General features: G+C 46.8%; 9 protein-coding genes. 4 read left to right on the forward strand and 5 right to left on the reverse strand.

All coding sequences use genetic code 11. The features are described from left to right. Window positions 1-49: 49 nt before the first annotated feature. Entirely contained in the window at window positions 50-1,522 is a 1,473-nt protein-coding gene (gene cysS / locus OEL83_19205) for a cysteine--tRNA ligase (protein ID MDK9709176.1), read from the reverse strand. Window positions 1,523-1,650: 128 nt separating this feature from the next. On the opposite strand from cysS, the gene OEL83_19210 reads away from it, so the two are divergent. Beyond that, entirely contained in the window at window positions 1,651-3,210 is a 1,560-nt protein-coding gene (locus OEL83_19210; GenBank protein ID MDK9709177.1) for an MFS transporter, read from the forward strand. Between the two features lie 60 nt (window positions 3,211-3,270). Here the strand turns inward: OEL83_19210 and OEL83_19215 are convergent, their stop codons facing one another. From OEL83_19215 to OEL83_19230, 4 genes are all read right to left on the reverse strand, one after another. Continuing rightward, window positions 3,271-3,828 (reverse strand): PilZ domain-containing protein, encoded by a 558-nt coding sequence (locus OEL83_19215; GenBank protein ID MDK9709178.1) that lies wholly within the window; start codon window positions 3,826-3,828, stop codon window positions 3,271-3,273. 83 nt (window positions 3,829-3,911) lie between these two features. Then, entirely contained in the window at window positions 3,912-5,396 is a 1,485-nt protein-coding gene (locus OEL83_19220) for a sigma-54 dependent transcriptional regulator (protein ID MDK9709179.1), read from the reverse strand. A 256-nt stretch (window positions 5,397-5,652) separates the two neighbouring features. After that, a complete protein-coding gene (locus tag OEL83_19225; protein MDK9709180.1) occupies window positions 5,653-6,093 on the reverse strand; it encodes a hypothetical protein in 441 nt (146 codons plus the stop codon). 65 nt (window positions 6,094-6,158) lie between these two features. Continuing rightward, window positions 6,159-9,728 (reverse strand): DUF748 domain-containing protein, encoded by a 3,570-nt coding sequence (locus OEL83_19230; GenBank protein MDK9709181.1) that lies wholly within the window; start codon window positions 9,726-9,728, stop codon window positions 6,159-6,161. A gap of 412 nt (window positions 9,729-10,140) precedes the next feature. On the opposite strand from OEL83_19230, the gene cdaA reads away from it, so the two are divergent. The 3 genes from cdaA to glmM are packed head-to-tail and all read left to right on the forward strand — an operon-like array spanning window position 10,141 to window position 13,422. Further along, window positions 10,141-10,932: a diadenylate cyclase CdaA gene (cdaA, locus tag OEL83_19235; GenBank protein ID MDK9709182.1), complete on the forward strand. Its 792-nt coding sequence runs from the start codon at window positions 10,141-10,143 to the stop codon at window positions 10,930-10,932. Then, entirely contained in the window at window positions 10,929-12,065 is a 1,137-nt protein-coding gene (locus OEL83_19240; protein ID MDK9709183.1) for a CdaR family protein, read from the forward strand. Before cdaA ends, OEL83_19240 begins: the two co-directional genes overlap by 4 nt. Window positions 12,066-12,069: 4 nt before the next feature. After that, entirely contained in the window at window positions 12,070-13,422 is a 1,353-nt protein-coding gene (glmM, locus tag OEL83_19245) for a phosphoglucosamine mutase (protein MDK9709184.1), read from the forward strand. Window positions 13,423-13,834: the final 412 nt, after the last annotated feature.

A 13,834-nucleotide genomic window follows, 5' to 3' on the forward strand; every position in this document is an offset into this window, starting at 1 on the left:
TGGTATTTGTACCGCTGGGGTATACATTTCGTTTGAGTGGACAAACCCGTCAACTCAGTTTTACCGACCATGTGGTTCCGCCTGGACCATCCATCAGCTCAATATTCATTTTCAGGAGCTGGTCTCTGATGGCATCGCTTTGTGCCCAGTTCTTAGTTTGCCGGCAGAGGTTGCGTTCGGCAATCAGCGCCTCGATGGCGGCAACGTCAAAATCGCTCTCAGAGATCAATTTGGATTTTCTCGCGGCAAGAAATTGTTGAGCATCTTCTCGCAGCAGCCCCATAACGTTGCCAAGCATCTTCAGCGTTGCCACACTTTTTTGCAACTGTTCGATATCGCTGGCTGCCGGGACAGCGAGTAATTTCTGACGAATACGGTTGAGCATCTTGACTGCATCAAAGAAAATGCCCTGGGCCTGGGCGGTGTTGAAGTCATTATCCATAGCCTGTTGAAAGCGAACCTCGATTTCACCAAGCAGCTGGTGATCTTTGTCAGAAATCACACTTGGGGCATCAACAAGGCCTGTCTCAGGTTTTAGAGCATCAATAGCCGCCACGCAATCGTAGAGTCTTTCAAGGCCGGAAGTAGCATCCTGCATAGCCGACTCGGAAAAATCCAGTGGATTTCGGTAGTGGGTGGAGAAGATGAAAAAGCGGAGGATCTCAGGATGGTAGTGATTGAGGATGTCCCGGATAGTTAAAAAGTTCCCCAGAGATTTAGACATTTTCTCGTCACGAATTGTGACAAAACCATGGTGTATCCAAAGATTTACGAAAGGCTTTTTATTTGCACCCTCACTCTGGGCTATCTCATTTTCGTGGTGGGGGAAGATGAGATCCTGTCCGCCGCCATGGATGTCAAAGGTTTCTCCGAGATATTTTCGGCTCATCGCCGAACATTCGATATGCCAGCCAGGCCGGCCAGGTCCCCATGGGCTGTCCCATGTGGGCTCGCCGGGCTTGGATCCTTTCCAGAGAACAAAATCCATAGGATGGTGTTTTTGCTCGTTTACCGAAACTCGCGCTCCGGCCTGCATATCTTCGAGATTTCTTTTAGATAACTTGCCGTATTCCGGGAAACTATCGACTATATAATATACATCCCCGCCTGATGGATAGGCCTTCCCCTCGGCGACGAGTTCTTCGATAAGTTTAATCATCTCTCCGATATGCTCAGTGGCTTTCGGCTCGATATCCGGGCGATCGATCCCTAGTCTATCCATGTCGGTATAAAATTCATTGATAAACCGGTTGGCAAGTTCTTCGGAGGTGGTTCTTTGTTCATTGGCCCGGGTAATTATTTTATCGTCGATATCTGTGAAATTACGGACATAGGTGACTTTAAATCCTCGGTATTTCAGATAGCGAACGATCATATCAAAGGCGAGTGCCGAACGGGCATGGCCTATGTGGCAATAGTCATAGGAAGTTATGCCGCAGACATACAGTTTGACATGGCCCTCTTCGATGGGTCGTAAGGGTTCTTTTTTCCCGGTCAAGGTGTTGTGAATTTGTATGGTCATCATCAGTAGAACTGGATGTGGACAGTTCGGAATTCTTGTATTAAGTACAGCTCAAGCGATAAGGTGAAGTCAAAATTACATATTATCCAGATAAAATAGCATAATCTTCTTACAAGGGAAAGGCAACAATGAGCCGAGAAGAGTTAGAAATTCGCTCTTGGGGTGATAGCTTCAAAGCCTGGGGACACCCAAAGGCCATTGCTATGCTTTTTCTTGGGTTTTCCGCTGGGGTTCCCATATTACTAATTTTCTCAACCCTGTCAGTGTGGCTACGGGAGGCTGGGGTTGACAGATCTGCGGTGACTTTTTTCAGTTGGGCAGCCCTTGGCTATTCCTTTAAGTTTTTATGGGCACCGATAATAGATTTGTTGCCAGTGCCATTTCTTACCATTACCCTTGGGCGGCGGAGGTCCTGGCTGATACTGGCGCAATTCTGCATTATCGTCGCGATTCTATGGATGGCGTTGGTGAATCCGGCAGACAACCCGCATAATCTTACTTTCATGGCCATGGCTGCCGTTCTTCTTGGATTTTCTTCAGCTAGCCAGGACGTAGTCATCGACGCTTACCGGATTGAGAGCGCTGAGCAAACTCTTCAGGCGCTGCTTTCGTCGATGTATATTGCCGGCTATCGCGTAGGTATGCTGGTGGCGGGGGCAGGCTCGCTTTTCCTTGCCGATTATATAGGTGGTGGCGATGGATATAGCTATTACGCCTGGCGGATAACATATTTTGCCATGGCGGCAGTCATGATTTGCGGGGTGATTACCACTCTTTGTATTGCCGAACCCTTGTCACCCCGAGGTGTCGATCGGCACCGCTACTCAGTTGCTGAATATCTACGGCTTGTGTTGTTATTCGCCCTGGTGTTGTTGGCTTTTGCCCTGACTTTTTTTGGAGCAGGCATCTGGTTTGCGGATATTGGCAAAGTCTACCCATTTTTTGTTGCTGCCGAGGGAGGTGTAACCTCATTTTTTTCTGAATTTTTACGCTTTTCCCTGGCAGCAGGCGCAGGTGGGCTGGTTGCTTGGGTGGTAGTTGTGACCGGCCTATTTAATAAAGATATGGTGTTCCAGGCATATTGGACGCCGGTGCAGGAATTCTTTATCCGCTATGGCGTAAAGACAGCTGTACTTCTTCTCTTGCTGATTGGATTTTACCGGCTCTCTGATATTGTGCTTGGTGTTGTGTCCAATGTCTTTTATCTCGATATGGGGTTTAGCAAAACGGCCATCGCCGGCATCACCAAATCCTTTGGTTTGGGTATGACACTGGCGGGTGGATTTTTAGGCGGTATTCTAACCATCCGTTTCGGGGTGCAGAGGATCTTATTTTTGGGAGCGTTCCTTTCCGCCGCGACGAATCTTTTATTTATGCTGCTCGCCGGTGCCGCAAATGACTTGACCCTGCTTACTATCGTTATCGGCGCCGACAACCTCAGCGCCGGGATCGCTACGACAGCTTTCGTCGCATTCCTGTCCAGTCTTACCAATGTGTCTTTTACGGCCGTACAATACGCAATCTTCAGTTCCATGATGACCCTGTTGCCGAAGATGGTGGGAGGGTATTCAGGAACCATGGTTTCTGCCTTTGGCTATGAAAAATTCTTCCTGTTGACTGCTGTGATGGGGGTCCCGGTTCTTTTGCTTATTGTTATGGTGCATAAGTTGTCGGCGAAGCACTCATAGCTAGCCATTAGAATGAGGGCCAAATAGTCTGGGAGGTAAGGATTTGAGGTTGTTGGTGTGCTACATTTCGTAGTGAAATAACCCCAGGTGCTGGCCTATCGCCTCAATGAGCTGCTCGTCATTAAAGGAAATTCCCGCCTGATATCCAGGATCGTCAATCTCCTTGTTGCACCAAGCTACTTTGCCGGAACAATTCTGCAGGCTTTTGGGAAATGAATCGCCAAAAGAAAATTGAACAACGGACTTGCTGGTGAGGGGATTGCTTGTAGTCAGGCGCATACCGCCACTGCTGAGATCGATGGTTTTAGCGAAGGTGGAACTGTGTGTACCAATCTGTCCGGATTGAACGTGTTTTATCAAGGTTATTTGTAATCGGACATCAAATCGGACAAATTTCCTCCGATTGTCGGGTGTAATAGATTTATTATCTATGATTTTAAAGTGTTTTTCCTTGTGGACATCATATTGCAGACATAAGGGATAGTCGGGGGTTTTGCAGTACAGCTCGATATGATTATCGAGAGGAATAAAAAGGCCGCCTTTACAGACTCGACATTTTGCTGAAAGTTCCGACCAAAACGGACAGTTCTCGGTATGGTGATAATATTTTATGGCCATGGCACTTTTTCCCATGAGATGGAAATAGTCTCACGATCCCCCTGATATGTTTCGTCCTAGCATAAAATGAGCCAGAGATGCGGTCATTTTAGTGACTTCGGGGAGATGTTGTGGCGTTTCATTTTATCATAGAAAGCTGTTTTGCCAATATCCAGTTGTTTTACCGTCAAAGGTACGTTGCCATGATTCTTTTCGAGGGCGTATAAAATGATATCCTTTTCAATGTCGGCGATGAGATTTTTTAGAGACTGGCCTTCAACGCGCTGTAAATAATCTTTCTGAGAGCCCTGATTCTTTTTACCTGAGGGGCTGTCAAAAAAGAGTTCGTTCTCGGTGATTATATTGTTTTTTGCCATAAGAACGGCACGTTGAATGACATTCTCCAGTTCTCGTACATTCCCCGGCCAGTCATGCAGGAGGAGACGGTCTAAGATCGACTGGGGAAGAAAATTAATGTCCTTTTTGAAGGCCTTGCGATACTTTCTAATGAAGTGGGTGGTGAGATCAATAATATCCTCCTTTCGTTCACGTAATGGCGGAATGGAAATATTGATGATGTTTAGCCTATAGAAAAGATCTAAGCGAAAGGTGCCATTATGCACCATTGAACTCAGATCAAGGTTGGTTGCGGCAATAACTCTGACATCGACTTTTGTTGGTATGTTTCCGCCAACCCGAATAATATCTCCGTCCTGCAGAACTCGGAGCAAAGCAGCCTGCATTCTCGGACTGATATCACCGATTTCATCAAGAAAGATTGTGCCGCCATCAACGACCTCGAACTTGCCCTTTCTTTTACAATCTGCTCCAGTAAAAGCCCCCTTTTCATGGCCAAAGAGATCACTTTCAAGCAGCGAATCGTTAATAGTGTTGCAGTTGATCTTGAGAAAAGGCTTGTTGTTTCTATTGCTGCTTTCCCTGATAAGGTTGGCGACGAGCTCTTTCCCGGTTCCCGATTCACCGGTAATAAGAATGGTTGCGTCTGATTTCGCTACCTGAAAGACCATATCCCGCAATTCACTGAGAGCTCTACTCGAACCAACCATTTTCCCTTCGGTGGATTGTTCCTGAAGATGCTCTTTTAACGAATTCAGTTCATTGGCTAATTTTAGTCTGGTTCGCTCACTTTCTTTTAATTCATTGATTTTATGTGATAATATTGTCTCAATGCTATTGTGGAACCGGGAAAGTTCTTCAAGTTGCTTTTTATAATCGGTGAGATCTCTAATAAAGAACCAATAGAGGAGGTCTCCCCTGTATCCCTTAAAGGGGGCCAGGGTATATTCAAGGTGCGATTGGTGAAAATTTGTTTCTAAGGTACTGCCGATACGATCCTCTAAAATCGTTTGGGTGACAATTTTTAAGAGTGTAGCAATTGCATTTTGTTTTTCCGGATCGTCATGAATATCCTGGTCGCAAAGGTCGCCGAAGAAGTCCACGGCACTTGGGTTCATATACTCAATTCCATGGTTTTCTCTCATGAGGAGAACTATTTCCGGAACGGTATCAAGGAGAACTCGCTGATTGCCGACTACTCGTTGAATGTCTTCAGGTGTGCCTTTTTCCATAACGACTGTGAGCGCGAGAAAATGTGTTTATTGTTTTTAAGCCCCTTTTACGGGAATATCACACCCATTATAAGCCCTGGGTGAGAAAAAGAATAGCATTTTCCAGAATTGCGAAAAATTTCTCTTTTCCGAAATTAGGCCGAGATGAAAGGGCTTATTATAAGGCTATCATCTTGTAAATATGAAACTATTTTGTGAAATATTCGGGATGGCGTGGAGGCGGTGCCGGGACGGTTCTTGTTTGGTGGTGGGAATTTTATGGCTCAGGCCATATAAAAGATGGTTGGCCGCATTTTTTCCTTATCCAGTCAAGGCTATGACGAATTTTGGGAGAGCTTATCAAATACATGACGAGGTGACGTTTACCGGGAAAGGAAAGGAGGAGGATTCCAAGCAATATGGTTAGGAGTCCCTGCCCTGGCAAAAAGATCATAGCAATACCAGCTAACAAGAGAATAAAGCCGGCGATGTTCTTCAAAATTAAGATGAGCAGGGAGAGGAAAGTGAGTTTTTGCGCGGAGCTTTTTTCTTTACAGTAGGTCAAAAAACACTCAGGATCGAGTTTACTGACTATATAGGGTATCAGAATGAGACTGAGAAAAAAAGTTGCCAGCGAAATACCGGCAAGCCAGCTTAACAGGCTTTGGACGATTTGCAGAGAGAGAAACGCTGCGACAAAATTTTCAGAATGATCCATGAATTCGATATCAAGGGAGTTTTACTAACACAGAAACGTCGGATATTGTTGTAGCGCATGGGAGGTCATTTTATTGCCACTGGAGCTATTTTGATGCCATTTCCTGAAGGTGGTCCATTGTGGGCATTGGCAAGTCGTTTAACAGGAATGACGGCAAGGCGTTCAGGTTGAATTGCGAGCTGCTCGGTGAGGAATTGATACAAGAGCTGGCCACGCTTTTTCGCCAAGTCGAGAAGCGTCGCCTCGTCTACAGTTATTTGTTTGGGTTGGAGCGGAATAAAATTCTTCAGTACTGCTGGTGGAATATTGTTTTCGGCAATTTTGCCTTTCACTGCCTGCTTTTTCTGCAGTTCGGCCACTTTTTGTTCAAAGAGCACCTTTTCTTCTTGCCAGGCCTCATAGCGTTTCTGGTTTTCTATATCTACTCGCTTTTGTTCCGCTGCCTCCAGCTGTTCTTTGACGGCAGGGCCGTCAATGACCTTATCGACACCGCCCGAAAATTCTAACCCAAGCCGGGGGTGGGTATTCAGGAGTTCGGCGTACCGGGCAAGAACTTCTCTAGCTTTTGGTGTGAGTTCGGCTTGGCCGGGTTCGAACTCGGCTAATTCGTTGCCAAGCAGATCGGCATAATCTCCGGATAAAAGAAGCAAGGGAGATGCGGAGGCCTTTACTATTTTTGTATGGAAAAGGGCGAGAATTTCCTCAAGAAACACTGATTTTCCGGGAGGGTCACTCTGAATAAAATCAAAGTCGAGGCGAAACTTCTCGTCGGAATCGGTAAGGAGGGCCAGGGGGAGGGCCGAGTCAGACTTTTCGGAAATGGGTTTAACGCCTGTAAAAAGGAGAGAACCGCTGTTTTGGAATCTGCCTTCTTTTACCTCACAGTCGAGCTGCAAGTTAAAAAGTCCACTCTTGGTATTCACGTCTGTTTTTGCTGAAAGTTGTTGGTGAAAGGATGCCAAGGGAAAGCTGTCCAGCGTGAACTGGAACTTGCCGTTACGTTCCTTGGTGAAGACATCCATGGCACCTTTAAGAGTAAATGCATTGTTTTGCAGTTTGCCGGTAAAAGAAAACTCGCTTTTGCCATCATTGACCGGGAATTGGACGTCTTTAATTTTCCCGGAAAATTCGGAGACATCGCCCTTCCATTTTGGTTTCAATCTGTTGTCGTGCACGAGGAGATTGCCTTGATTGAAAATTACTTCTCTAAGTGCAATTTGTGAAGCAGGGGCCTTTGCTTGCTCGCTTGACTCCTTGGGGGCATCTTGAGAAATAGCCAGATTCTGCTGGAAGAAAGAGGCAAAATGCTGCATCGGGGCCAGGCCATTTTCACCTATCTGCCAAGAGAATTGCGGTTGGTTGATGGTCGTCGAAGCGATTTCAAGCAGGAATGGATCGGAAGTATAATTGACGCCGTCAAATATGATTTCGTTGGTAGAAAAGATAGATTCCTGGCCTTTTCGAATGGACGCCTTGGCAAGCTGCAATTCACCAGTAAAATTTTTCTTCGGCAGGCTTAATGATCCTTTACCTGTAAGAACGCCGGTCAAGTTGTTGAGCAGTGAAGCGCTTGATAGTAGGGGTAATATATCCGAGGCGGCAAAACCATTGAATTCGGTGTTGACCACAAGAGAAAAAGGGGAGAGCCGCATATCACCCTGGCCTTGAATAGCACCTCCGGAAGGAGTTTTTGCCGCGATGGAGAAGTTTTCTTTGGCCTTCTCCGGGGTATCAAGGTCTTTTATTTGCAACGAAACGTCAGGGTATATGGTTTTTTGCCGGCCTTTTTCATCAGAGAGCAAGGTCACCTGCCCATTGAAATCAATATCCTGAACCAGATATTTGCCGGTAGTAAATTGTTTGAAGATATTGGGAAGATTGTGGGTCGACAGGAGTATTGAAGCGTTTCCCAGTGAGACGTCGCCAAAATGAATAGTCTCATAAACTGTTGCCAGAGAACCAATTTTTAATAATGGTGCCGAGAGAACGGTCAAGTTGTCTTCAAGCAGTTGAAAGTCCTGTACAGTAAGTTCACAATCGGCCAATTTGTAGGCGATGGCCGTATTTGGGTCTTGATTGCGGGATAATGTCAGTTGTCCTTTGAGGCCGGCGACTCCGGTGATAGCTAATTGCGGATTGGCACTATCACTCATAGCCATCAGGAGGTCCTTGGGGTCCACCTTGCTAACTGTCAGGATGCCCCCAATGCTTTCGGGTACAGCGAAACTTCCTTGCCAGGAAAAGGAAGATGGCGTGCCGGCTTTATCGCCAGTCAGCAAAAAGGTTCCGGGCTCCTTTTTGCTGTCAGCCGGTGAGGAAGATGGGTAATCTTTTGCGCTCAGCTGCAGATTGGTCCACTTTGCCTCCGGATGCTTGGCACCTTTTTCTTTCCAGAAATGAAAAGTGCCGTCTTTGGCGAGCAGTTCGCCAACGGTGATTGAGAAAGAAGTTCCGGTTTGAGCAGGATCTGTTGTCGGGTTTGTCTTTGGTTGCTTAAATATTCCGCTAAGGCTCGACAAAAATGTACTGCCGACGGATTGCACTACCGGTTCGCTGAACACTACATTTGTGAAAACCATAGTTTTGGCGATAGGCTTCAGCTGGCCGTTGACTGCTGTTAGCGGAACGTTCATCACGACAGTCGCCTCGCTGTTTTGCAGTTCAATGCCGGTAAGCTGCAGTTCGAAGTCAATAGCGAGCTTATCATCCTGTTGTGATTTTGGATCAAAAATTAGATTGATTTTGCCATCGGCTTTTCCCCCGGTGAATATGAGCGGAAGGTTCTGAGGAAAGTACTCGGCATAAACAGGGATATCTATGCCGTGCAGATTACAGGTAAGAGCGGTTTTCTCACCTTCGACGTCTCCCATATGTGCCTGTCCGGAGAATTCAACAGGGCTGCCGTTGATGACCGCGGAGAAGCTGGGACGTAAATATTGGTTTGCCTGGAAAGGGATGTTGGAAAATGTCGGTAACTCCAGCTGGATATTTTCAATGGAATGGGTTTTGCCGGTTGGTATATCAAGAAAGAGTATCTTGCCATTTTTCAGGGCAATATTATTGAGGGAGAATAGAAAAGGGAGGTCCGAGAAATTAAGGATGTCAGTGGCTTGTCCATCTTGCTTGGGGCGGATCAGTTTGTCAAAATTATACGATCCATCCTGTTCCCTGGTAACATTGAGATCAAGAGATGTAAGGGTAACCGTGTTGCAAACAAGATCCATGCGCAGCAGGGAAAAGGGGGCAAGATCGGCGGATAAGGATTGCAAAGCAGCAAGCGGCGCCCCTGATTCATCAAGAATTTTGGCATTTTCGGTGCTAAACTGAAATGTGAGGGGATTAAAGGATATCTGGCCAGGATCGAAGACCATCCCGGTTTTTTTATTGAAATCTTCTGGTATGGTGTTGGTCAAATAGTACGGAACAGCAAGAAAACCGAGAGCATTGTATAGCCCAAAGGCTATCAAAACGGCCCCAAGCCACAGTATGGCTGGATTTCTTCGTTGAGGAAGTCCTCTTTTCTTGAGTTTGGCCGAATGATGCGGCGGGACCGGACTGGGTTTTTCTGCCTCTTGAGCGGGAGGAGAAGCGGTGGCGGGGTTATGGATGGAGATTTTTCCAAAACGATCAGGCATATCAATTGCTACCAAATAGCGATGTTTTTTTATTTAGGATTCGTAAGGAAATAACTTGAACATTCTCACCATTTCCTTTACGGCTCCTTATGCCGTTGCCGGCCTTGAAATGACCAAGTTAATCATGGATGACGGTTTGCAGCGGAGCAGGGGAATCCTTGATATGGATTTCTGAAAAATAAGGAAAGTATACTTATCGCATCGGCGCGAATCTGTAAATTAAAGATATGCACTTACCGCCTATATTTTTCAAGGGTCAAAACCGCCTAAATTAAAAAATAAACCTTAGAATCTCGCAGAAAAACACTTTTTCTCCTGAAAAGAGCTGTGCTATAGTCTCCTTTATCGTAGAGGATAAAAGATTCATCTGTCGTCTAAATTGCGTTAACTTGAGGTAAAAACAAAACCGCCGATGATAGATTTTTTAAACTATCTCCGCTGGCAGGATTTACTTGATATCCTGGTGGTGGCCTTTGTTATCCACCAACTCATTTCCATCATCAGTGGCACGCGTTCCGTGCAGATGGTGGTAGGCCTCGGCATCCTGACAATTGTCTATTTTTTTGCAAGCGTCCTGGATCTGGCAGCCTTGAAGTGGGTCATGCAGACCTTTCTCAGTTCTATTCTGATGATTGTAATTATTGTTTTTCAGCAGGATATTCGCCGGGCCCTCACCCGGGTAGGCAAATCACCTTTTCTGAAACAAACCGACGTTGCCGAAAAGGATCTTGAAGAAATCATCCGCACCTTGTTTTATCTCGCTAAAAGACGTATCGGGGCCCTGGTGGTCATTGAGAGAGATACCAATCTCGGTGATTTTATCGAGTCCGGGTTCAAGCTTGACGCACGCCTTTCAAAAGAGCTGTTAATCTCAATATTCATGCCGGTTTCTCCACTCCATGACGGTGCGGTAATTGTCAGCAAAGGCAGGATTCAACATGCCGGATGTATTTTGCCACTTACCCAAAACCCATACATCAACAAGCGTTATGGCACCCGGCACAGGGCCGCCATCGGATTGACCGAGGAAACCGATGCAGTTGTCATGGTTGTGTCGGAGGAAACCCAGGAGATATCGATAGTTCGTCACGGGGCTTTAACGACAGTCGAAGACGAAATAAGCCTTACCAACAGTTTGCGGGCCATATTCATTGTTAACAATGGTCCATCACAGTCTTGGAAAACATTGTTGAGCAAACGATGAAAGAGATACTTGCCAAGCTCTTCGAGCCCAAAAAATTGACCCGTCTCATGTCGAAGGACTGGCTCTTAAAGTTTATCTCTTTGGTATTGGCTATTGTTCTTTGGTATTTCGTAGGTGGCGAGGACAGAATAAATAAAAATGTCATGGTGCCGATTGAGATTATCAACCTCCCGCGTGACCTGGTCATTTCAAATCAATATAAAAAAGAAATTGAGGTGACGGTTAGCGGCCCACGCTCTCTCATCATGGAGATGGCTAGCCGGGCGATAACCCGCCAGGTCGATCTTTCTGCGGCAACGCCGGGTACGATGGTTATCGAAAATGATAATAAACACATACCTGTTATCCGTGGAGTCACGGTGCAGCGGGTCCAGCCGTCTTCAATGATCTTATCACTCGACAAACTTGTTCAGAAACAGTTTCCAGTCGAGGCACGAACTGTAGGCCGGGTCGCCAACGGCTATCAAATAAAGTCCCTGAAAACTGACCCAGAGCTTATTACCATTGCCGGCCCGCATACAATTCTCTCGCAAGTTGACCGGTTTTTCACAAAGGCCATCAACCTTGACGGTGTCAAGCAATCAATGCAACTGCAGGTACCGCTTGATCTCGACCCGGCAATTGTTGAATTGATCGGCGAAACCTCGGTCACAACTGATCTGGTGATAGGTTTGGAGACGGTAACGATAACCTTCGAGGGTTTGAGGGTAAATACCTTGCCGGAGTTGCAAAATATCGAAATTCAGCCTTCCCAGGTTAAAGTTGTTGCGCATGTCCCGAAGGTGATTCTCGACAGGAAAATCGATCTCAAGACCTTGCTTTCGGCGGTTGCCGTAAAGCGAGATGGCGATGCGGCCATGAAGGTACGTATAGTGCCAAGAGCTGACTTGGATGTTCCCGTTGAAATCGTTACGGTTGATCCGGATGTGGTACGTATGATCGGTGGCAACGGAGCTGTGACTGGTCAGAATTTGCCTGAGCCGGTGAAGACGACGGTTGGGGAAGGGAAGAAGGCCGCTGATTCTCAGTGGTCGCAAGTAAAGATTATCGAAACGAAGAATGAGGAAAAGGCTCCGGTGAACAAGACCTCGCCGATAAAAATTAAAAAGACTGCTACCAAGGTTAAGTATTAACTCAATGAGAAAACTATTTGGAACCGATGGGATACGGGGGGTAGCCAATGTCTACCCCATGACTATAGAAATCGCCATGCAGGTAGGGCGAGCCATTGCTTTTTTAGTCAAAGACAAGGTAAAGGGGCACCGGATTGTCATTGGCAAGGACACCAGGCAGTCATGCTATATGCTTGAAAACGCCCTCGCTGCCGGCATCTGCTCGATGGGTGTTGATGTCCTGCTGGTTGGCCCTCTCCCGACCCCTGGCATTGCTTTTATTACCACTTCAATGCGCGCTGATGCCGGGGTGGTGATCTCCGCTTCGCACAATCCCTTTCAGGATAATGGCATCAAGATTTTCTCAAGCGACGGCTTCAAGCTGCCCGATGAAGTGGAACTTGATATCGAAGATCTGATTTTCTCTCAAAAGATGGCAGCCCTAAGGCCTGTCGCCGACGAGGTGGGCAAGGCAACCAGGATCGAGGATGCCAAAGGGCGGTATATTGTTTTTCTTAAAAACACCTTTCCTAAACAGTACACCCTCGATGGTTTTCATATCGTCCTCGACTGTGCCCATGGCGCAACCTATGGGGTAGCCCCGCATGTCTTTCAAGAGCTTGGCGCCAAGGTCACAAAACTCGGCGTTGAGCCGGACGGCCGAAACATTAACAAGGATTGTGGCGCCCTGCATCCCGAGATCATGGCACGAAAAGTCCAGGAGCTTGGTGCTCATATTGGTCTCGCCCTGGACGGCGACGGTGACCGGCTCATTGTCTGTGATGAACACGGCAAGATCGTCGATGGCGACCATATTATGGCGATTTGCGCGGAAGAATTGCTGCACCAAAGGCGCCTGAAAAAGAAGACCCTGGTCGCTACCATCATGTCCAATATGGGCTTGGAGCTGGCGATGGAGCGCATGGGCGGGACCCTAGTGCGCACCGGAGTTGGGGACCGCTATGTCGTAGAGTGCATGCGGCGCAAGGGGTTCTCGTTTGGCGGTGAACAATCCGGCCATCTGGTTTTTCTCGATCACATCACCACTGGCGACGGGATACTTGCCGGACTGCAGCTGCTGGCGATCATGAAAAAGCGAAGAAAGCCATTGTCGGAATTGGCCACGGTCATGGAGAGTTTTCCGCAGATTTTAAAGAATGTCCGGATGTCCAGTAAGATCGCGCCTGCCTCTATCCCGGGTTTTCCCGAGACGGTGCAGAAACTGGAGCAAAAACTCGGCAAGGGCGGGCGGATCCTCGTTCGTCCATCCGGTACAGAGCCGGTTATCCGGGTGATGGTTGAAGGCCAAAAGCTGGATGAAATTACTGCTATGGCCGATGAGCTTTGTGAGGTGATCCGTAAGGGGGATCGGGGGTAGAGAAACCCATATGGATTGGATCTATTAGCGAGAATTTTCAGGTAACCTAGAATTTATCTTAATGTTCTTTAGGTAAATCGAAGAGTTACTGCCGATTACTGATTAGTGATTACTGAACAATTTTTTTTCTTTTAGGCCGTTTGAGTTTAACCTGGGGTGGTTCCCAAGCAAGTTCAAAAGCGGTACCAAAACTAGGTAGTTCTGAAAGATAACTGGGAACAAGGTTGTCCAGTGATGGTGGATACTGGCCTGTTACGGTAAAGAACTTGATCACGGCATTTTGCACTAGTGTCACGTCAACCTTGAAATGTCGTAATATAATGTTATACTTTGTTCATACTCAACCAAGGAGGTTCGACTATGAACAAATACATTGTGACACTCACCCAAGAAGAACGTGAACTTCTGGGTG

The sequence above is a fragment of the Desulforhopalus sp. genome, from assembly GCA_030247675.1.
GTDB lineage: Bacteria > Desulfobacterota > Desulfobulbia > Desulfobulbales > Desulfocapsaceae > Desulforhopalus_A.